21 protein-coding genes are annotated in these 20,554 nt (G+C 63.0%); 11 read left to right on the top strand and 10 right to left on the bottom strand.

Translation table 11 applies throughout. The annotated features are described in order from the left end of the window. Window positions 1–1,804 (top strand): FAD-dependent oxidoreductase (locus FJV80_RS04870; RefSeq protein ID WP_142875699.1); only part of this gene is annotated, 1,804 nt, incomplete at its 5' end. Window positions 1,805–1,813: 9 nt separating this feature from the next. Continuing rightward, window positions 1,814–3,169, top strand: a complete 1,356-nt coding sequence (locus FJV80_RS04875) for a Xaa-Pro peptidase family protein (RefSeq protein ID WP_142875700.1) — start codon at window positions 1,814–1,816, stop codon at window positions 3,167–3,169. Here the strand turns inward: FJV80_RS04875 and FJV80_RS04880 are convergent. After that, the gene (locus FJV80_RS04880; protein WP_142875701.1) at window positions 3,134–3,961 is read right to left on the bottom strand and encodes a PhnD/SsuA/transferrin family substrate-binding protein; all 828 of its coding nucleotides are present in this window, start codon (window positions 3,959–3,961) and stop codon (window positions 3,134–3,136) included. The genes FJV80_RS04875 and FJV80_RS04880 overlap by 36 nt on opposite strands. A gap of 93 nt (window positions 3,962–4,054) precedes the next feature. Then, window positions 4,055–5,065 carry a fatty acid desaturase gene (locus tag FJV80_RS04885; protein WP_179296431.1) on the bottom strand — a complete coding sequence of 337 codons (1,011 nt, stop codon included), beginning with the start codon at window positions 5,063–5,065 and terminating at the stop codon, window positions 4,055–4,057. A gap of 230 nt (window positions 5,066–5,295) precedes the next feature. On the opposite strand from FJV80_RS04885, the gene FJV80_RS04890 reads away from it, so the two are divergent. Both FJV80_RS04890 and bmt read left to right on the top strand, forming a co-directional pair. Then, window positions 5,296–6,153 carry a helix-turn-helix transcriptional regulator gene (locus FJV80_RS04890; protein ID WP_095772939.1) on the top strand — a complete coding sequence of 286 codons (858 nt, stop codon included), beginning with the start codon at window positions 5,296–5,298 and terminating at the stop codon, window positions 6,151–6,153. 149 nt (window positions 6,154–6,302) lie between these two features. Continuing rightward, on the top strand, window positions 6,303–7,325 hold the full coding sequence (gene bmt / locus FJV80_RS04895) for a betaine--homocysteine S-methyltransferase (protein ID WP_095772940.1): 1,023 nt from the start codon (window positions 6,303–6,305) through the stop codon (window positions 7,323–7,325). 9 nt (window positions 7,326–7,334) lie between these two features. Here bmt and FJV80_RS34440 read toward each other — a convergent pair whose 3' ends face one another. The 6 genes from FJV80_RS34440 to FJV80_RS04925 all read right to left on the bottom strand — a co-directional run bounded on the left by FJV80_RS34440 (window position 7,335) and on the right by FJV80_RS04925 (window position 13,899). Further along, on the bottom strand, window positions 7,335–7,616 hold the full coding sequence (locus FJV80_RS34440; RefSeq protein ID WP_095787438.1) for a hypothetical protein: 282 nt from the start codon (window positions 7,614–7,616) through the stop codon (window positions 7,335–7,337). A gap of 210 nt (window positions 7,617–7,826) precedes the next feature. After that, entirely contained in the window at window positions 7,827–9,950 is a 2,124-nt protein-coding gene (locus FJV80_RS04905) for a VWA domain-containing protein (RefSeq protein WP_142875702.1), read from the bottom strand. Between the two features lie 2 nt (window positions 9,951–9,952). Continuing rightward, window positions 9,953–10,513, bottom strand: a complete 561-nt coding sequence (locus FJV80_RS04910) for an RNA polymerase sigma factor (RefSeq protein WP_095773110.1) — start codon at window positions 10,511–10,513, stop codon at window positions 9,953–9,955. Between the two features lie 192 nt (window positions 10,514–10,705). Further along, a complete protein-coding gene (locus FJV80_RS04915; RefSeq protein WP_095773111.1) occupies window positions 10,706–11,443 on the bottom strand; it encodes a dienelactone hydrolase family protein in 738 nt (245 codons plus the stop codon). A 105-nt stretch (window positions 11,444–11,548) separates the two neighbouring features. Continuing rightward, window positions 11,549–12,235 (bottom strand): hypothetical protein, encoded by a 687-nt coding sequence (locus FJV80_RS04920; protein ID WP_095772943.1) that lies wholly within the window; start codon window positions 12,233–12,235, stop codon window positions 11,549–11,551. Between the two features lie 89 nt (window positions 12,236–12,324). Further along, a complete protein-coding gene (locus FJV80_RS04925) occupies window positions 12,325–13,899 on the bottom strand; it encodes a trimethylamine methyltransferase family protein (RefSeq protein ID WP_142875703.1) in 1,575 nt (524 codons plus the stop codon). Between the two features lie 289 nt (window positions 13,900–14,188). Between FJV80_RS04925 and FJV80_RS04930 the strand changes: the two genes are divergently transcribed. Next, window positions 14,189–14,887 carry a B12-binding domain-containing protein gene (locus tag FJV80_RS04930; RefSeq protein ID WP_032930649.1) on the top strand — a complete coding sequence of 233 codons (699 nt, stop codon included), beginning with the start codon at window positions 14,189–14,191 and terminating at the stop codon, window positions 14,885–14,887. Window positions 14,888–14,971: 84 nt separating this feature from the next. Here FJV80_RS04930 and FJV80_RS04935 read toward each other — a convergent pair whose 3' ends face one another. Beyond that, window positions 14,972–15,109, bottom strand: coding sequence for an entericidin A/B family lipoprotein (locus FJV80_RS04935; RefSeq protein ID WP_019858698.1), 138 nt, complete (start codon window positions 15,107–15,109; stop codon window positions 14,972–14,974). Between the two features lie 54 nt (window positions 15,110–15,163). Between FJV80_RS04935 and FJV80_RS04940 the strand changes: the two genes are divergently transcribed. Next, window positions 15,164–15,793 carry a DUF1638 domain-containing protein gene (locus FJV80_RS04940; protein WP_142875704.1) on the top strand — a complete coding sequence of 210 codons (630 nt, stop codon included), beginning with the start codon at window positions 15,164–15,166 and terminating at the stop codon, window positions 15,791–15,793. A 10-nt stretch (window positions 15,794–15,803) separates the two neighbouring features. Here the strand turns inward: FJV80_RS04940 and FJV80_RS04945 are convergent, their stop codons facing one another. After that, on the bottom strand, window positions 15,804–16,724 hold the full coding sequence (locus FJV80_RS04945) for an NAD(P)-dependent oxidoreductase (RefSeq protein ID WP_142875705.1): 921 nt from the start codon (window positions 16,722–16,724) through the stop codon (window positions 15,804–15,806). 153 nt (window positions 16,725–16,877) lie between these two features. Here FJV80_RS04945 and FJV80_RS04950 point away from each other — a divergent pair, with 153 nt between their 5' ends. The 5 genes from FJV80_RS04950 (at window position 16,878) to FJV80_RS04970 (ending at window position 20,521) form a co-directional block, all read left to right on the top strand. After that, window positions 16,878–17,453: a DUF4893 domain-containing protein gene (locus FJV80_RS04950; protein ID WP_142875706.1), complete on the top strand. Its 576-nt coding sequence runs from the start codon at window positions 16,878–16,880 to the stop codon at window positions 17,451–17,453. Between the two features lie 86 nt (window positions 17,454–17,539). Next, window positions 17,540–18,322 (top strand): formyl transferase, encoded by a 783-nt coding sequence (locus FJV80_RS04955; protein ID WP_142875707.1) that lies wholly within the window; start codon window positions 17,540–17,542, stop codon window positions 18,320–18,322. 201 nt (window positions 18,323–18,523) lie between these two features. Next, entirely contained in the window at window positions 18,524–18,826 is a 303-nt protein-coding gene (locus FJV80_RS04960) for a virulence factor (protein ID WP_095772947.1), read from the top strand. Next, complete coding sequence (locus FJV80_RS04965; protein ID WP_095772948.1) at window positions 18,819–19,433, top strand: methylenetetrahydrofolate reductase C-terminal domain-containing protein; 615 nt, start codon at window positions 18,819–18,821, stop codon at window positions 19,431–19,433. The genes FJV80_RS04960 and FJV80_RS04965 overlap by 8 nt, the downstream gene beginning before the upstream one ends. Further along, window positions 19,430–20,521, top strand: coding sequence for a methylenetetrahydrofolate reductase (locus FJV80_RS04970; RefSeq protein WP_095772949.1), 1,092 nt, complete (start codon window positions 19,430–19,432; stop codon window positions 20,519–20,521). Before FJV80_RS04965 ends, FJV80_RS04970 begins: the two co-directional genes overlap by 4 nt. The last annotated feature ends 33 nt before the right edge of the window (window positions 20,522–20,554 follow it).

Consider the following 20,554-nt stretch of genomic DNA (forward strand, 5'->3'; position numbering starts at 1 on the left):
GATCTACACACGCCAGGAGCGCAACGGAATCCTGCTCGGCACCTATGAAAAGGCCTGCAAGCCGTGGTCCCCGGTCAACACGCCGTGGGATTTCGGCCACGAATTGCTGCCGCCCGATCTCGACCGCATCGCACCGTCGCTGGAGATCGGCTTCAAGCATTTCCCCGGCATCGAGAAGGCCGGCATCAAGCAGATCATCAACGGCCCCTTCACCTTCGCGCTCGACGGCAACCCGCTGGTCGGTCCGGTGCAAGGCCTGACCAATTTCTGGTGCGCCTGCGCCGTCATGGCCGGTTTCAGCCAGGGCGGCGGCGTCGGTCTCGCCCTGTCGAACTGGATGGTCCATGGCGATCCGGGCTTCGACGTCTGGGGCATGGATGTCGCCCGCTTCGGCGAATGGGCAGGCCTGCGCTACACCAACGCCAAGGTGCGCGAAAACTATTCGCGCCGCTTCTCCATCCGTTTCCCCAACGAGGAGCTGCCGGCCGCGCGGCCGGCCCAGACGACGCCGCTCTACGACACGATGCTCGCCAACAACGCCGTTATGGGCGACTCCTGGGGTCTTGAAACCCCGCTCTGGTTCGCGCCGAAGGGCAAGGAACCGAAGGACATCGTCTCCTTCCATCGCTCCAACGATTTTGGGCCCATCGGCGAGGAAGTGCGCGCCACGCGTGAGCGCGTCGGCGTCACCGAAATCGCCAACTTCGCCAAATACGAAGTGTCGGGACCGGGCGCGGAAGAGTTCCTCAACCGGCTGATGACCAACCGCATGCCGAAGACCGGCCGCATCGTGCTCACCCCGATGATCAACGAATTCGGCAAGCTGATCGGCGACTTCACCATCGCCAAGGCCGGCGAGGACCGCTTCATGATCTGGGGTTCGTCGGCCGCGCAGAAATACCACATGCGCTGGTTCGAGAAGCACCTGCCGAAGGACGGTTCGGTGCGCATCCACCGTTTCGACCAGACGCTTGTCGGCCTGTCGATCGCAGGGCCGAAATCCCGTGACCTCTTGCAGAAGCTGGTCGACGTCGACATCTCGACGAAAGCCTTCCGCTTCATGGACTTCCGCGAGATGGCGGTCGGCGGCGCTCCCTGCATGGTCAACCGCATCACCTATACCGGCGATCTCGGCTACGAGATCTGGATGGCGCCGGCCTATCAGCGGCTGGTGTACAAGGCGATCAAGGACGCCGGCGAGGAGTTCGGCCTGGTCGATTTCGGCATGCGCGCTTTGCTGTCGATGCGCCTGGAAAAGAACTTCCCGACCTGGTTCCGCGAGTTGCGGCCGATCTACGGTCCGTTCGAAGGGTCGATGGATCGCTTCATCAAGCTGGAGAAGAACGACTTCATCGGCCGCGAAGCCGCTGCCAAGGAACAGGCGGAAGGCCCGAAACTGCGTCGCGTCTCCTTCATCGTCGATGCGGCGGACGCCGATGTGATGGGCGACGAGCCGATCTGGGCCAAGGTCAGCAAGGACTACGGCACGGTGGAAAAGCCGCATGGCTATGGCGCGCCGCGCTTCGATGACAAGGGCAAGGAAGTGCGCGGCTCCAACGCCGCCGAAGGCGCTTCCGCCGTGCGCGGCATCGTCGATGGCGGCTGGCGCGTGGTCGGCTGGATCACGTCGGGCGGCTATGCCCACTACGTCCAGAAGTCGATGGCGCAGGGCTACGTTCCGGCGGCACTGGCCGAGGACGAAAGTGCCGGCCTTTTCGAGATCGAGATCCTCGGACACCGCCGCCCGGCGCGAATCAATGTCGAAGCGCCTTTCGACCCGAGCGGCGAGAAGATGCGGACCTGAGGTTCGACGATGGACAGCGCGGCGCCAAAGGGCGGCTTCGGCCGCCATCGCAAGATCATGCCGTTCGAGCCCGGCTCGATCGAGGCGCTGCGCGAAGCCTCCCGCCAGAAGGCGGCGTCTCTCAACCAGCATATGCTGGGCTATGGCGCGCAGGCGGAAGCTGAATGGGCAGCGGCAGGGATTGCCGCGCCCGACCTGCCGGCGATGCGCCAATACCGGCTGGAGCGCATCCGCGCCGAGCTGAAGCGCCGCGACTATGCCGGCGCCCTTCTCTACGATCCCGTCAACATCCGCTACGCCACCGACAGCACCAATATGCAGCTGTGGGTGGCGCACAACCCGACTCGGCATTGTTTCGTCGCCACCGAGGGTCCGGTGGTGCTGTTCGACTATTTCTCCTGCGAGCACCTGTCCGACCATTCCGGCGTCGTCGACGAGGTGCGTCCGGCCGTGTCGTGGATGTATCTCTATGGCGGCGAACTGACAGAGCAGAAAGTCCGCCGCTGGGCCGCCGGCATTGCCGATCTGGTCAGGGAACATGGCGGCGGCAACAGCCGCATCGCGGTCGATCACATCAATCCGGAAGGCGTCGAGGAACTCGCCCGTCTCGGCATCTCGATCGGCAATGGCGAAGCGGTGATGGAGAATGCCCGGCTGATCAAATCACCGGACGAAATCCTCGCCATGCGCCGCGCCATCGTTGCCTGCGAGGCGGCGATGGGCGAAATGAAACAGGCTCTGCAGCCCGGCATTTCCGAGAACGAGTTGTGGGCCGAACTGCACCGCGGCAACATTGCGCGCGGCGGCGAATGGATCGAGACGCGGCTGCTGGCGTCCGGCCCGCGCACCAATCCGTGGTTCCAGGAGTGCTCGTCGCGCATCATCGAGGCCGGCGACCTCGTCGCCTTCGACACCGACCTGATCGGCCCCTACGGCTTCTGCGCCGACCTGTCGCGCACCTGGCTGTGCGGCGATACAAAGCCGACCAACGAACAGCGCGACCTGTTCCGCATCGCCGCTGACCAGATCACCCACAATACCGAATTGATGCGGCCGGGCATCTCGTTTCGTGACCTTGTCGAACACTCGGCCGTGCCGCCTGGAGACTGCTTCCCGACCCGTTACGGCGTGCTCTATCACGGCGTCGGCCTGGCCGACGAATACCCGACGCTGCCACATGCCAGCGACTGGACGCCGGACACGCCGGACGGCATGCTCGAACCGGGCATGGTGCTGTGCGTCGAAAGCTATATCGGCAGGCTTGGCGGGCGCGAAGGCGTCAAGATCGAGGAGCAGATCCTGATCACCGAGACCGGCAACGAGCAGCTTTCAACCTACCCGCTGGATGTGAGGCTGCTCGGCTAACCCAGCCAAGGCTTCACGCATTGCCCGGACGGTCTTTTCCGGCGTCGTCCTGGCAGTGATGAAGGGCAGGCCCTTGCGCCGTGCGGTCCAGCCGACGATCACAACCTTGCGTGCCGCCGGTTCGAAACGCTGCGCCAGCGCCCAGCTCTCGCAGTCGATCGCGGCGACATCTGCCCTGCCCTCGGCAACAGTGACGATCGAAGCGCGATGACCGCCGCTTTCGCTGCGCGAGGAAAAGATATCGAGGCTTTCGCCGGCCGCCTGCAGATCGCGCGTCAGGCCGAGAGTGCCCGACATCGAATCCAGGCTGTTGAAGGTGAAGCGTTTGCCGCGGAGCAGGTCGAGCGGCAGCACGGCCTTGCCATCCGCAGGCGATCGCGCCTCCGGCCCCTCGCCGGTCCGCATCACCAGCGCGCTCGAATAAAGCTCGCCCTGCCCGCCTTCATAGGCGTCATAGCTTGGCTGGCCGATCACTTGCACATGGCTCGACAGCCCGAGTTCCATCGGCCCCCAGCAGGTCTGGGCGAACAGCAGCGCCGGATGCACCCAGAGCCTATGATAATCGAGTTCATCCGGTGGCGATGTCGCTGGATCCGGCGCGATCAGGACCCCCTGGGCATCGTGGATGCCGCCCGGCACCGGCGGCAGATCGCCATTGCGACGCGCGATGGTTTGCGGTGCGTCGATGCCCTTTTGCCGGAAGGCATCGCGCAGCAGCGCCCACTGCGCATCGACCTCGCCGCGCACTTCGGGCCAATCGTACATCGGCAGGGCCGCAATCGATTCACTCATGCCGATATCAAATCATCATGTCTGTAGAAAGGATCGCAAAAACGCGGCGTCCAATCAGAATTGGCCGACACAGAACCCGAGGGATGCCCCGGATTATTCCTTGGGCGGCTCGGCGGGCACCGGCGCGGTGCCGAGGCCATTGATGTTGCGCGCCCGGATACGCGGCTTGAACGCCCGGCCGTGCTCGGGCGCACGCCGCAGCACCGGATGCACGATCGGCTCTTTCGCCTTGAAGGCATAGGCTTTGATCAGCGCGAAATAATTCGGATAGGCATAGCCGTTGTTCATCCGCAGCCATTCGTCGCGACGCTCGCGAAACAGTTTCGGCAGCTTGTACCAGGCCACCGTAGGCGTCTTGTGATGGACGAAGTGCAGATTGTTGTTGAGGAACAGGAACGACAGCGGCGAGCGCTCGATGATCACCGTGCGGCCTTCCGGATGCTCGGACCACTGATGCTCGGCAAAGGTGCGGATCGCGATCAGCGACTGGCCAAGCCAGACCGGCGCCAGAATGTAGAGCCACAGCGGAATGCCGAAGCCAAACTGCACGATCGGCGCCACGATGGCGAGGCCGATCGCATGCAGCAGCCAAGCCTTGCGGATCGCCTTGTCGCCGGCCATCATCTGCTTGAAATCGTCGATGAAGAAGCCGATGCAGGACAGCCAGGGGCCAAGGAAGAAACGGCCGACCATGGTGTTGTTGATCTTGAGCAGGAACTTCATCGTCGGCGGCAAATCGTCATGCTGCCACAGCGCCTGGTAATAGCTTTCCGGATCGTCGAGCGGATCGGTCAGCCGCTCGTCGGCATGGTGGCGCAAATGCAATGTCTTGAAGCGGCGGAACGGCCAGACCAGGCCGATCGGCAGGAAGACGAAGGCCTCGTTGATCAACGCGCTGCGCGTCGGATGGCCATGCAGCACTTCGTGCATGATCGACGACTGCAGTGCCAGGATGAAGCCAAGGAGAGCGAGCGCGAGGATGGGATAGGACGGCCAGAGCAGGAAACCGGTGGCAAGCCATGTTCCGTAGCAGAAGAAAGCGAGAACCACTGTCGGCCACTCGATGGCCGGTGCGTTGCGTCGCTTGATGCTCTTGCCTGTCATGCTATCGACCACTGCCCCTCAGTCGTCGGAACCCCAACTGGTTCCTGACAGCATAGTGTCAGGAGAAACGATTCCACTCAACGCGACAAAGTATACAAAATGTTGCGATTGCGCATTTTTGACCGCACATGTTACACGTTGTAAACAACCTTATGGATTCATTTACGCCTGAGACGCCTCACCAGGCTGCCTTGACGCAAATTTTTCCTCAAGACTCGGAGAAGCGGACGATGGACAAACGCGATCTGTCAGCAATTTTCCGGGAGCGTCTGAAGCTGCTCCTGACACGCTCGGACCTCAACCAGTCGGCCTTCGCGTCAGCGGTCGGCATCGACCGGTCGGCACTGTCGCAGCTGATGTCAGGTGCCTCGACGCGCCTGCCGCGTGCCGAAACGCTGCTCAACATCGCCGCCGAATTCAAGGTGTCGCTGGACTGGCTGCTGGGCCTCAGCCAGGACGAAGGCGTCACCGGCGAAATCCGCGAAAGCCTGGAGATCGAGGAAGCGCCCGATGGTTTCGACCGCACGCTGCTCGCCAAATGGTTCGCCGAGGCAGCGGGCACCAAGATCCGCTACGTGCCCGCGGGCATTCCCGATCTGCTGCGAACCCGCGCGCTGGTCGACTACGAAGCCAACATCACCAACAGGAGCCGGCTGGCGCAGGCCAGCGAGACGCAGTACCGCATCGAATACAACCGCCGCCCGGAAACCGACATGGAAGTCTGCATGCCGCGCCACACGCTGGAGATTTTCGCGCGCGGCCTCGGTGTGTGGGATCGCTTTCCCGAGGCCGACCGCCGGCAGCAGCTCGCCCATATGGCGACGCTGCTCGACGATCTCTATCCGACCTTCCGCCTGTTTCTCTATGACGGCCGCATGCGCTATTCGATCCCGCTCACCATCTTCGGCCCCTATCGCGCCGCCATCTATGTCGGCGACATGTATGTCGTGCTGAACGCCACCCAGCCGGTCCAGGCACTGACCCAGCATTTCGACAATCTGATCCGTGCCGCCGACGTCAATCCGCACGAGGCAGCAAGCTTCGCCCGCAATCTGGCCGGCATGTCGTTCCCGTCAGGCTCTGTCTGATCGACGGCAATCATGGTCATTCGAATACTGGACCCCGACACGGTCGAAGGCCACGCCATTGGCATTGCCGAAGGTCGCCACAAATCATTGACTAGACATAAAGACTTCTTTATATCCTTATTCGAATTTGAAACACGAAAGCCAATCCGATGACCACCACCAATCCGATCGATGCCCTGCTGGCTGAAAAGGGCGTGCTGCTGGCCGATGGCGCCACCGGCACCAACCTGTTCGCGATGGGTCTGGAGGCCGGCGAGGCACCCGAACTGCTGAACGAGACGGCGCCCGGCACCATCACCAGCCTGCACCAGAATTTCGTCGATGCCGGCGCAGACATCATCCTGACCAACTCCTTCGGCGGCACCCGCCATCGGCTGAAACTCCACCATGCGCAGGACCGCGTGCATGCACTCAACAAGCGCGCCGCCGAGATTGCCCGCGCCGTCGCCGACAAGGCCGGCCGCAAGGTGATCGTTGCCGGCTCCGTCGGCCCGACCGGCGAATTGCTGGTGCCGCTTGGCGCCATGACCTATGACGAGGCGGTCGACGCCTTCGCCGAGCAGATCGAGGGTCTCAAGGAAGGCGGCGCCGAAGTCGCCTGGATCGAGACCATGTCGGCACCCGACGAGATCCGCGCCGCCGCCGAAGCCGCCATCCGTGTCGGCCTCCCCTACACCTATACCGGCTCCTTCGACACCGCCGGCCGCACCATGATGGGCCTGCTGCCGAAAGACATCCATGGCGTCGCCGACGGGCTGTCGGAAGCACCGCTCGGCGTTGGCGCCAATTGCGGCGTCGGCGCCTCGGACATCCTGGCCTCGCTGCTCGACATGACTGAGGCGAAGCCGCGGGCGACGGTGATCGTCAAGGGCAATTGCGGCATTCCGGAATTCCGCGGCACCGAGATCCATTACTCCGGCACGCCGGAACTGATGGCCGACTATGTTCGCCTCGCCGTCGATGCCGGCGCCAAGATTGTCGGCGGTTGCTGCGGCACGTCGTTCCAGCACCTCGCCGCCATGCGCAAGGCGCTCGATGGCCACACCAAGGCCAGCCGCCCGACGGTCGAGACGATCGTCGAGCGCATCGGTCCGATGCGCAACAAGGTGGCAACGCAAAACACCGCCGAGACCAGCGAAGCGCGCCGCGAGCGTCGCCGCAGCCGGGCCTGAGGATTTCGATTATTCGCTGTTGTCGGCGTAGCTCGACTGCGCCGACTTGAAATCGACGGCATTGTCGCCGCGCATCGTCATCAGCGCGCCGGACGAAGCCGGATCGGTGATCTGTTCCAGCATCGCGCGGAAGCGGTCATTGGTCAGCGCCGACATGGCGGTGTGACGGGCCTGCGCGACATCGTCGCTGATGCGTTTGGATTCGGCTGATGGTCCGGGCGAAGCCGTCGATGTTTGTGCTGGAATCTCTCGCGCCGGCGGCAACGAGTTGGCGATGGTGGTGATCTGCAATTGCGGCTCCCTCAAGCCCGAAGGCCAGTCCTGAATAATGGACCCGGGTTGCGATCCTCTACCGGAAATAACGCGCAATTTAACGACCTCGGAAAATCCGAAAAAAGGCCGGCAAGGGAATGAACCCCTCGCCGGCCTGCCTCACCCGCCCGTGGGCCGGTTTCCCCTGTCAGAACGATCCCACCTGAAGGAAACCGGCCGTCATCGCCACTACCGGTTACCGCCCAGCGCCGAGGCAAGGCGCACAAGCGAGAGGAACTCGGACCTGTACCCAAACGGGTCGGCTCCTCGGGCGGCAGTGGCAATCTCCATGATCTTGTCGTAGCCGAACTTCGCGGTCGCATCCTCGTCGCGCAGCTTCTGGCCGAAGGCGGCGACCGCGACGGAGAAACGCTGGTCGGTGCTGGCCTGGTCGAAGGACGCCATCTCGTTGGCCGATGTCACCGGCGTGGTGATCAGCTTCGAGACGTCCTCGTTGGGCAGCTTGTAGCGGATCTTGACGAAGGCATATTCATCCGCATTGGCGACGCCGCCATTGTTGACCGTGGCCTGGCCATAACGCAGCGGATCGATCTGCTCGCCACCACTGCCCTTCGGGGTGATCTCATAGATCGCGGTGACCGAATGGCCCGAGCCGATATCGCCGGCATCGACGCGGTCATTGTTGAAGTCCTCGCGGTTGAGCGCCCGGGTCTCGTAGCCGATCAGGCGGTATTCCGAGACCTTGTTGGGGTTGAACTCGACCTGGATCTTCACGTCCTTGGCGATCGGGAACAGCGTCGAGGAGGCATCCTCGACCAGCACCTTCTCCGCCTCGGCCAGCGTGTCGATATAGGCGGCGGTGCCGTTGCCGTTCTGGGCGATCGTCTGCATCATCTGGTCGTTCAGATTGTCGTGGCCGAAGCCGAACACCGACAGGAAGACACCGCTCTTGCGCTCCTGCTCGATCAGGCGCTTGAGATCATCGTCGTCGCTCTGTCCAACATTGAAGTCGCCATCGGTGGCCAGCATCACCCGGTTGACGCCGTCCTTGACGAAGGATTGCTGGGCAAGCTTGTAGGCTTCCTTGATGCCGGCCTCGCCGGCCGTCGAACCGCCGGGCGTGAGATTGTCGATGGCGTTCAGGATCTTGTCCTTCTCGGCAGCCCTGGTCGGCATCAGCACGGTGCCGGCCTCACCGGCATAGGTGACGATCGAGATCGTGTCGTCGGCCCTGAGCTTGCTGACCAGCAGCCGGAATGCCGACTTGAGCAGCGGCAGCTTGTCCGGCTCGTCCATCGAGCCCGAGACGTCGATCAGGAAGACCAGATTGGCCTTCGGCTGCTCGGTCGGATTGATGTCGAAGCCCTTGATGGCGACATGCATCAGCTTGGTGTGACCATTCCACGGCGTCGGCATGACGCTGACGGTCGAATTGAACGGCGTCGACGCCGAGTCCGGCCCCTTCCAGTCATAGGGGAAGTAGTTGATCATCTCCTCGACACGGACGGTGTCGGCCTGCGGCACGGCCCCTTCCTTCAGCGAACGGCGCACGAAGGAATAGGAGGCGGTGTCGACATCGATCGAGAAGGTCGAGACCGGGTCTTCCAGTGCCGCATGCACCGGATTGGTCTTGAAATCCTGGACGCGATTGCGGTTTTCCTCTTGCGGCGCGATCTGATCCGCCGGCGCCATGGCAGGCTGCTGCGGGGCCATCAGCTTGGACTCGGGAGCAGCTCGCGAGGCACTGCCCTCGAGCGCGAATTCGCCGGTTGGCGCCGGCGCTGGCGGTGCAATTTCGCTCAGCACGCCTCGTCCGAGCGCTTTCTGCTGCTGCGCTGTGCCGCCGGCAACGGTCGATTCGGATTTAGGCGGCGAAGCCGGCGCGACGAGCGCATCGCTGGCGTCGCGGCTTTCGACATCCGCGTCGGCCTTCTTGTCCTTGGCCGGCTCGGTGGCTGCAAGCGGCTGGTTGATCTCCGGCTTCGCCTGCTTCGGCTCGGCCGGCTTCAGCGTCGCCGGCTTGTCGGCCAGCGTTTCGGTGATCTTTTCGTCGCCGCCGAATTTGGCCGGCTGTTCCCTCAGCAGATGGAAAGTGGCGTATCCTGCGATCGGCAGGGCGACGAGCCCGGCAAGGGCCGGCGTGGCGATGAGTTTCTTTTGCATGATCTCGCTCCAGAGCTTTTGTGCTCGCTCTGTGAGACGAAGGCCGCCGACCGATCCTTGGGTGACGGCAGAAATAATTTCCTCATCATAGGCGCGCAAGGCGGCTTCGAAGGCGCGCGCCTTCGCGCTCTCACCCGGCGCCGGTGCCGCGATATCGCGCAGTCTGTTGAGTTCGTTGTCGTCGACCATGGTCACACTTCCCCGGCCGAGCGCATCAGCGTCTTCAGCCGTTTCTTCGCTTCATGGATGTGCCAGGAAACCGTCGTCTCCGAGATCGCCATCGCCTCGGCAGCGGCCGCATGGCTCAAGCCCTCGCCATAGACCAGCAGCACGGCGTCGCGCTGCTTGTCCGGAAGCTGCCGCACGGCGGCCCACAGCGCCTCGGCCGGATCCTCGCTCTCGGCCGGGGCCTCGCCCGAAATCAGCGCATGGACGCCATAGGCCTCGGTCTTCACGGTCTCGCGGGTGGTCTTGCGCATCATATCGCGCGCCGCGTTCATCGTCACGGAATAGAGCCATGTCGTGAAGGCACCTCCACCGCGATAGTCGCGGATCGCCTTGCCGAGCCGGACGCAGACTTCCTGGGCGATGTCTTCGGCATCGGCCTTCTTGCCGCACCAGCGATAGGCGGCGCGATAGACGAAGTCGTAGTGGCGCTCCAGCAATGTGCCGAAGGCCCCCCTGTCTCCGCCCTTCGCCCGCCCGATCAGTTCAGCGTCGGAGGCTTCGCTCTCATCCAGCATCATCGCCATCATTTGCCTGTTGGACGAAGGCTAATGGCTAATCCTTGGGATGATGGAAAGATTTTTTTGGCAAGCGCCCTCCTCCTTCACCCCGTTCACGGGAGAAGGTGCCCGGCAGGGCGGATGAGGAGCGGCGCCAACTCTCGAAGGTTCGTGCTGGAGTGCCCGAAATTGGAGCTTATCCCAAGCAGGCAGCCCCCCCTATCCCAGCGTCTCCGCAAACAGCGTGATCAGCCTCTGCCAATGCCGTTCGGCGCCGGCCTGGTTGTAGACGCTGTGGTCCGGCACGCACCAGCCATGCGCCATGCCGACATAGTTCTCGATGGCGTGGTCGACTTCGGCATTGCGCAGCGCCTCCTCCAGCCGTGTCGACTGCTCCGGCGGGAAACTCCTGTCGATCCCCGCCATGCCGACATAGACACGCGCCTTGATGGATGCCGCTTTGCGGTGCGGGCTGTCGGCGGCATCGCTGGCGAGATTGCCGCCATGGAAACTCGCGGCGGCCCTGATCCTGTCCGGGTAAGCCGCGGCCGCATTGAGCGCCCGCGCGCCGCCCATGCAATAACCCACGGTGCCGATCGGACCGGTGACGCCTTCCTCGGCGAGCGCATCGAGAAAGGCTTCGCCGTCACTGATGGTCATCTGCTGCGTCGTGCCGGTGACCAGCGCCATCAGCGCTGCCTTGGTGCTTTCCTCGGTGAAGGCGGTCTTGGCGTCGAACGGACCATAGGGCGCGTTGCGATGGAAGAGGTCCGGCACCAGCACCGCGTAACCCTCGCCTGCCAGCCGCTCGGCCATGCCGTCGAGCGCCGGACGCGGACCGAAGGCGTCCTGGTAGAGAATGACGCCGGACTTGGCGGAGGGCGTCTTGGCCGAACGGAACAGGCCCGCTTTCGCCACGCCGTCACGGGTCTTGATCCTGAGATCCTGCTTCGCCATTGCGCGCTCCATTTGTCGGATGCGCGATACATATCCACGCGGCCTGCCACGGCAAGGCATTCCTTGAAAGTACCCGTCAACATTTCGTGCAGGATCGCGGGACGATCACAGGCCGGCGAATGCCGCCATGTGGAAGGCCTGGATATCAGACGGATAGCGATATTCCGTGCCATAGGGACAGGCATTGCGGTCGAGGCAGCCGCCGCTCCGGCACGGTTCGCCATTCCCTCCCCGCACATGCGCCAGGCAGGCCTGATAGGCGAAGCCTTTCGTGGAATAGGCATCGACCGGACAGGATTTCAGGCAAGGTTTCTCAACACAGGCATCGCAGAGATGCGCTGCCGCGCCCTGCCCCGGAAGCGCGATCTCGTCCTCGAACAGCAAAGCGCCGCGATAGGCATGCCAAAGCCCGTATTGCGGATGCATCAGAATGCCGAGCGGCGACGGTTTTAGCCCCTCGGCCCGGACAGCCCATTGCTGGAACGGCAGATAGGGCTTGTCGGAGGGAGAAACGGCGCGCGCGCCGAATGCCTCCGCCACATCGCCGATGACCTGCCGCGACCAGCTGTCGAGCGGATCGGCGATTGTCGACGGCTGCTGCTCCCGCCAGCGCAGGAAATGCGGCCAGGGTGCCGCACCCGCCTGCCCCACCAGCAGCACGGATTTCGCCGGCGCGCCCGAGGCGCTATGAGGGGCATCCTCATCACCGGGGAAAAAGAAGCCGCCACGCAGGATGAGGCCGTTGACGCCGAGCGCGGCGGTGATCTCTTCGACCATGCCGCGGGCAATCATCCCTTGTTGTCCGGATCGGAGAAGGCGCTCCGCCAGACTTCCTTGTGGATGATGTTGGCGACTTTAGCCCCGCCTGACTCGGGCTCCTTTCAAGTGAAGGCGTCGGGCATCGACCCCTTCTTCTTGGCGATGAACTCCTTCAGGGCTTCGTCGATGCTTGGATCGAGATGCGGCGCCTCGTAGCTCTCCAGCCAGCGGCGGGCGAGTTCATTGGCGCGCTGCGGCGCGGTTTTCTCGCCTTCGGCCAGCCACTGTTCGTAGGAATTGTTGTCGGCGATGCTGGAGCGATAGAAGGCCGTCTGGAAATTGGCCTGGGTGTGGTCGCAGCCGAGATAGTGGCTGCCCGGGCCAACCTGGCGGATGGCGTCCATCGCCTGGCCGTTCTCCGACAGGTCGACGCCTTCGGAGAATTTCTGCTGCATGCCGAGCTGATCGATGTCCATCATGAATTTTTCATAGCAGGACGCCAGCCCGCCCTCGAGCCAGCCGGCCGAGTGGAGGACGAAGTTGGTGCCGGCAAGGATCGTCGAGTTCAGCGTGTTGGCGCTTTCATAGGCCGCCTGCGCATCCGGAACCTTGGACGCGCACAGCGAACCGCCGGTGCGGAACGGCAGGCCGAGGCGGCGGGCGAGCTGTGCGGCGCCATAGGACACCAGCGACGGCTCCGGCGTACCGAAGGTCGGCGCTCCCGACTGCATCGAGATCGACGAGGCGAAAGTGCCGAACAGCACCGGCGCGCCCGGCCGGATGAGCTGCGTGAACGATGCGCCGGCCAGCACTTCGGCCAGAACCTGCGTCAACGTGCCGGCGACCGTCACCGGGCTCATCGCGCCGGCAAGGATGAACGGCGTAACGATGCAGGCCTGGTTATGGCGCGAATAAACCTTCAGCGCGCCCAGCATGGTTTCGTCGAACACCATCGGCGAGTTGGCGTTGATCAGGCTGGTCAGCACCGTGTTGTTCTCGACGAAATCGTCGCCGAACACGAGCTTGGCCATGGCAACGGTGTCCTCGGCGCGTTCCGGCGCGGTCACCGAGCCCATGAACGGCTTGTCCGAGTATTTTATGTGCGAATAGATCATGTCGAGGTGGCGCTTGTTGACCGGCACGTCGACCGGCTCGCACACCGTGCCGCCGGAATGGTGGATCGACGGCGCCATATAGGCGAGCTTCACGAAATTCTGGAAATCCTCGATCGTCGCATAGCGCCTGACACCGTCAAGGTCGCGCACGAAGGGCGGGCCATAGACCGGCGCAAAGACAGTAGCATTGCCACCGATCTGCACCGAGCGCTCGGAATTGCGGGCATGCTGGGTATAGACGGACGGCGCGGTCTTCAGCAGCGAACGGCAAAGCCCCTTCGGGAAGTGCACGCGCTCGCCCTTGACGTCGGCGCCGGCCTCTTTCCACAGCTGCAACGCTTCGGCGTCATCGCGAAAGATGATGCCGATCTCTTCGAGCACCGTATCGGTGTTCTTCTCGATCAGCGCGAGGCCTTCCTCGTCAAGGACCTCATAGATGTTGATCTTGCGCTTGATGTAGGTGAGTTGGGTGCCGGGTCCGCCGCCGGAACGCGCGGCGCGCCTTGCCGCCGCTCCGCCGCTCGCGCCGCGCCCACGCCGCGCGTTTGACGCTTCCTGGTCGACTGCCGCGTGTTCACTCATGATCGCTCTTCCCTGAATATGGCCTGGCCTGACGATGGCCGGTCCGTAGCCGTTCTGGCCGCATGGCGCGGCTTTCGCCGGATCGTAGCCATGCACCCTATTCGAAACGGCCCGTCCGCGCCAACGCCTGTCGCAAAATCGACAAGAAAACCAATAGATTTTCCAGTCGCTTTCCTTTTGCGGGAAGTCGCAAATCAGCTATGGATAGCCGCCCGTTGCGGGTTAGGTATGAACGCTAATATTTTGTGCCTTGCGACACAGTCGCGATGCCGTGAGGAGCTGGATAAAAATGTCCGACGACGAGATCATCCTTTCTGAACTTTCCGACGACGAGTTGGTGCAGCAGATGCACGACGACCTTTATGACGGGTTGAAGGAAGAGATCGAGGAAGGCACGCGCATCCTGCTGGAGCGCGGCTGGGCGCCCTACAAGGTGCTCACCGAGGCGCTGGTCGAAGGCATGCGCATCGTCGGCGAGGATTTTCGCGACGGCATCCTGTTCGTTCCCGAGGTGCTGCTGTCCGCCAACGCCATGAAGGCCGGCATGTTCATCCTGCGTCCGCTGCTCGCCGCCACCGGCGCGCCGAAACAGGGCAAGATGGTGATCGGCACCGTCAAGGGCGACATCCACGACATCGGCAAGAACCTCGTCGGCATGATGATGGAAGGTGCCGGCTTCGACGTCATCGACCTCGGCATCAACAATGCGGTCGAGAAATATCTCGATGCGATTGAGCAGCATCAGCCCGACATCATCGGCATGTCGGCGCTTTTGACCACGACCATGCCCTACATGAAGGTCGTCATCGACACGATGAAGGAAAAGGGCATTCGCGACGACTATGTCGTGCTGGTCGGCGGCGCGCCGCTCAATGAGGAATTCGGCAAGGCCGTCGGCGCCGACGCCTATTGCCGCGATGCCGCGGTGGCGGTCGAGACCGCCAAGGACTTCATGAAGCGCAAGCACAATGTCCGCGCTTCGGCCTGACCCAAGGCATCAGGATGACCGATAAGAAAAGCCGCGCCTTGCAGCGCGGCTTTTCTGTTCCCAGATGGTGGGAGAGGCTGCCGATCAGTTGGCGACAGTGTCTTTGACTGCCCTTGCGGTCGATTTGACATCCTTGCCGACACCCCGAATGGTGTTGGCGCAGGCGGTGAGTGCAAGTGCGCAGGCAAGGATGGCTATCGGCGCGATGCGTAGCAGTTTCATGGATGGTGTCTCCCTCGACAGATAAATTAGCCCCGCAGCGAAAGCCTGATCGACTTGGTCAAGACGCAAAAAACGAAACCGAATCAAACAGACAGGTTGCTTGTCATCGCCTGTGGGATGATTGCGCGTGAGGTATTGGCCGTCAAGGAACAGCTCGGGCTGGATCACCTGGAACTGACCTGCCTGCCGGCAGAGTTTCATTTTTATCCCGACCGCATCGCACCCGCCATGGACAAGGCGATCGAGAAGGCCAAGACGGAGGGGTACGAGCACATCTTCGTCGGCTATGCCGATTGCGGCACCGGTGGCCTGCTCGACCGCGTCATCGAGAAGCATGGCGTCGAGCGCATGGCCGGCCCACACTGCTTCGCCTTCTATCAAGGCATGGAAGCCTACGCGAAGATCGCCGACGACGACATGATGTCCTTCTACATGACGGACTTCCTGTGCCGCCAGTTCGATGCCTTCTTCATGAAGCCGCTCGGCCTCGACAAGCACCCGGAGCTGATCAAGGACTATTTCGGCAATTACGAAAAGCTGGTCTATCTGGCCCAGACCGACGACCCGGAACTCGACAAGGTCGCGGAAAAGGCCGCCGCCCTGCTCGGCCTTGCCTATGAGCGGCGCGCGACCGGCTATGGCGACCTGACGGCGGACTTGGCGCAGGCGGCGAAGGTCGCCTGAGCGCAATGCGCTAGGCGGCCTCCTCCGCCCTCAGCGCCGCCAGCACATCGGCAAAACTCGTCTTACAGACAAAGCCGAGCCTCTCCCGCAACCGCGAGGCATCATAGACGCGGTCGATGGAGGAAAACATCGTCCAGCCTTTTTGCGCGTACAGCGCCGGAAAATCCGGGAAATAGCGCGCGGCCACCGACGGCGCATCGGCGATCAGTTCGGCGCAATCATCAGGCCGGAACGGCGTCGGCGCACAGACGATAAAGATGTCGAAGCCGAGCTGTGGCGCCTTCTCCAGCGCAGCGACATGAGCTTCCGCCGCATCCTCCACCGTCAGCCGCCGGAACAGCAATTCATTCGCCTTGGTGTTGGCGTCAGACTGTTCGATCGCATGCGCCATGTCGTCGGCTTCGGGAAAGAACCGGGCCGTGCGCAGCACGACCACCGGCAGGCCATGCTGCAGATGATAGAGGCGGCAGAGATGTTCGGCCGAAAGCTTGGTCACGCCATAGATGTTGCGCGGCTCGGGCGACATCGCCTCGGTCAGCCAGGCGGCCTTGCGCGCACCGCCCTTGAACCCGTCGCGTATCGCCTGCGAGATCATCAGCGAGGTGGTCGAGGTGAAGACGAAGCGCTGCACGCCGCTCGCCACCGCGGCGTCGAGAAGGTTAAGCGTGCCTTGCACGTTGGTGGCGACGAAATCGCTGTTGGCGCGGCTCTCAATATTGGGCTTGTGCAGCGCGCCGCTGTGAATGATGGCTTCGATTCGGTTGTCCCCGACCGCCCGCATGACCAGATTGCGGTTGGCGATCGAGCCGATCATCTGCGTTTCCACCGAAGGAACAGGGTCGAGGCCAATCACCTCATGGCCAAGCGCGCGCAGGCGCGGCGCCAGCACGCTGCCCAGCCAACCCGACGATCCCGTGAGCAAGATTCGCATGCGTCACACCATGATTTCTGACGGCGACGCTGTTAAGCACGGATGACAGGCGCGGGCGACCCGATAAAATCAGCCATCGACCGGCAACGGCGCCGCTCCAGACATTAACTGCCATTTTTGTCGGCTGCATTTTAGAGACTCAGGGAGTTCCAGATGATCGTTCGTCCCCTTTTTGCCGCCATCGGCCTGCTCTGCTGCACCCTGCCCGCTCTTGCCGACGGCCAGGTGCAGAAGCTGATCACGCCTGCCGACAAGGTCCGCCTCGACGAATATGGCGAGACGCGCAAGGCGGCGCTCGCCGAGGCGAAAGCGGGCGGCCCGGCCGAGGTCAAACAACTCGATGCCTTGCTGGCCAAGCCGCTGGTGTCGTTCTCCGACAAGGACCTGACCGGCAACTGGAAGTGCCGCACCATCAAGGCAGGCGGTTTGAGCCCGCTCGTCATCTATGGCTGGTTCAAGTGCAAGGTGACCGACGATGGTTCCGGCTGGCGGCTTGAAAAGATCAGCGGCTCGCAGCGAACCCAGGGCCGCTTTTTCGACGATGGCGAGAAGCGCGCCATCTATCTCGGCTCCGGCTCCGTCAACAATGATCGGGCAAAACCTTATGGCAGCGGTCCGCAGACCGACCAGGTCGGCTATGCTTTCCGCACCGGTGCCAGCGAATGGCGCGTCGAACTTCCCGCGCCCTACTACGAATCGAAACTCGACATCATCGAGTTCAAGCGCTGAGCGTGGTCATCAAGATTTAACCCCATTCCGGCACAAATCCGGCCAGCATGCGGCAGCCGGCCGCGTGCAAGGCAGGAAAGCGGGCCATGTCTTCACCGGTTGGAGCCAGCGCGTCGATCGTCGTCGTGACCGGCGGCGGCCAGCATGTCTGGGCCATGATCAACGCAATTGCCGATCGCGTTGGTCCTGTCAGCGTCATCCTCGAAACCCCTGAATCCAAAAAGCAATTGCTGCGTGGTCGGGCTCGCCGCCAGGGCTGGGTCTCGGCCATGGGCCAGCTTGGCACGATGGTGCTGAGTAGGTTGGGCAAGCGGCTGCGGGCCGGCCATAGCGCGCGATTGATTGCCGAGGAGAGACTGGAGGTTGAGCCGCGACCAGGCCAGGAGATCATCCAGGTGGCCTCGGCCAATGGGCCTGAGTGCCTGCAGGCGATACAGAAGATCCAGCCAGGTGTCGTGCTGCTCAACGGTTGCCGACTGATCTCGGCTGAGATGCTGCGCAAAATGCCCTGCCCGGTGCTCAATTACCATGCGGGCATCACGCCGAAATATCGCGGCATGAATGGCGGCTATTGGGCCCTGGCATCAGGTGATGCGCAGAATTTCGGCACAACCGTCCACCTCGTCGCCGCCGGCGTCGACACTGGCGGCGTGCTGAAGCAGGTGCGCGGCAGACCGGAAAAAGGCGACACCATCTCAAGCCACGCGCTGCGCCAAACGGCGTTCTCGCGCGATATCTGCATCGAGGCGGTCAGCGATGCCCTGGCCGGAAAACTCACGACTTTCGATCCCGGCCTGCCTTCCAAACTATGGTATCATCCGACGATCTGGTTCTACCTCTGGACCGGCCTCAGAACCGGAATCTGGTAGGGTCTCATCAGCCCGGAGCCGCACAGGGCTAGACGGCTTTTCGGCACGCCGACGCTCCGCCGGTGCGCCCCGCGAACGAATTAACACGCCTTTCATTTTACGACATTGCAATGCGTCGCTTTTGAATGCGCGCGCGTCGTCCCATAACAAGCGGCTCCATTGCGCATCCGGCAATGCTCTGAGATCGAGGAGCGAGAATTCATGGCCGATCTTATCGTCGTCTACTGGCGCGACATCCCTGCCCAGGTCATCGTCAAGAAGGGCCGGCAGAATGCCAAGCGCGAGCTGCCGCTGCGCTTCACCGAAGCCATCGACATGTGCGCCATGCGCACCGGCGCCGGCGGCACCGACGACTATCTGGCCGAATGGCGCAAGGCCGATCCGGTTCCTGTCGGCGACGATCTCGAAACCGAGGTCGAAAAGGCTTTCCAGGACCTCGATACGAAATATGACCGAGAGAGATTGGTCGCTCTGGTCAAAGCGGGCGGCAAAGAAAATGTCTGAGACCACTCCTGTCAAAAACGATGGGCCGACGGTTACCCAGGCCACCCTGGTCAAGAAGGCAGCGCCGAAATCCGACTACAAGCCGGCCGACGTGTCGCCGCAGCGACGCGTGCAGCGCTCCTTCGCGGTGAGACTATGGTCGATCCGGCATTCGCGCCTGCTCGAATGGTTCTATTCCCGTTTCGCCGACATGTTTCTGCTCCTCCACCCTCTGTGGAAAGGCATCGGCTACGGTCGCGTCGAGGCTCCGATCAAATTCGTCGAGAAGCGCGTCAAGGGTTTCATGTTCGACTGCCGCATGTGCGGCCAGTGCATCCTGTCTTCGACCGGCATGTCATGCCCGATGAATTGCCCCAAGCAACTGCGCAACGGCCCCTGCGGCGGCGTGCGCGCCAACGGCAATTGCGAGGTCGAACCCGATATGCCCTGCGTCTGGGTCAAGGCCTGGGAAGGCTCGCAGAACATGGTCAACTCCGACAAGATCCTGGCCGTGCAGAAGCCGGTCGACCAGTCGTTGCGCGAGACCTCCGCCTGGCTGCGGGTCACCGCGCAGGCGGCCGCCGCCCGTGAGACCGCGGCCGCGCCAAAGACCGGAGCCGCCACATGAGTGCCCGTCAGCGCGACGAGAACCCGGCCGGCATTCACCTGCCGCTCGACCCCCTGCCCGGCCATTCGTCCCGCGGCCGCCTCGAGCGCGTGTTGCGGCGCGGTGAATTCGCCGTGACGACCGAGCTCAATCCTCCCGACAGCGCCGATCCCGAGGACGTCTACAACAGGGCCAAGATCTTCGACGGCTGGGTCGACGCCATCAACGCCGTCGATGCCTCCGGCGCCAACTGCCACATGTCCTCGGTCGGCATCTGCGCGCTTTTGACCCGCATGGGCTATGCCCCGATCATGCAGATCGCCTGCCGCGACAAGAACCGCATCGCCATCCAGGGCGACGTGCTGGGCGGTGCTGCCATGGGTGTCGCCAACATGCTGTGCCTGACCGGCGACGGCGTGCAGGCTGGCGACCAGCCCGGCGCCAAGCCGGTGTTCGACCTCGATTCCATGTCGCTGCTCGAAACAATCCGCATCATGCGCGACAACGGCAAGTTCCTGTCTGGCCGCAAGCTGACGACGCCGCCGCAGGTCTTCCTCGGCGCTGCCGTCAACCCGTTCGCGCCGCCCTTCGACTTCCGCCCGATCCATCTCGGCAAGAAGATCGCCGCCGGCGCGCAGTTCGTGCAGACGCAGTATTGCTTCGACGTGCCGATGTTCAAGACCTTCATGCAGAAGGCGCGCGATCTCGGCCACACCGAAAAAGTGTTCGTCCTGTGCGGCGTAGGCCCGCTCGCCTCGGCCAAGACCGCCAAGTGGATCCGCTCCAACGTGCCGGGCATCCACATCCCGGATGCCGTCATCAAGCGGCTGGAAGGCGCGCAGGACCAGAAGAAGGAAGGCAAGCAGCTCTGCATCGACATCATCAACGAGGTGAAGGAAATCCCTGGGATCTCAGGCGTCCATGTGATGGCCTACCGCCAGGAGGAATATGTCGCCGAGATCGTCGATGAATCGGGCGTGCTCAAGGGCCGCCAGCCCTGGAAGCGCGAAATCCGTCGCGACGACCAGATGGTTGCCGACCGGCTCGACCACATCCTGCACGACGAGATTACCGAAACCCAGGTGGATATGGTCAAGACCGCGCATTGATCCGCGCGGAGGACCACCATTCGCTTGATCGAG

This window comes from Mesorhizobium sp. WSM4310 (assembly GCF_007003935.1).
Classification (GTDB): domain Bacteria; phylum Pseudomonadota; class Alphaproteobacteria; order Rhizobiales; family Rhizobiaceae; genus Mesorhizobium.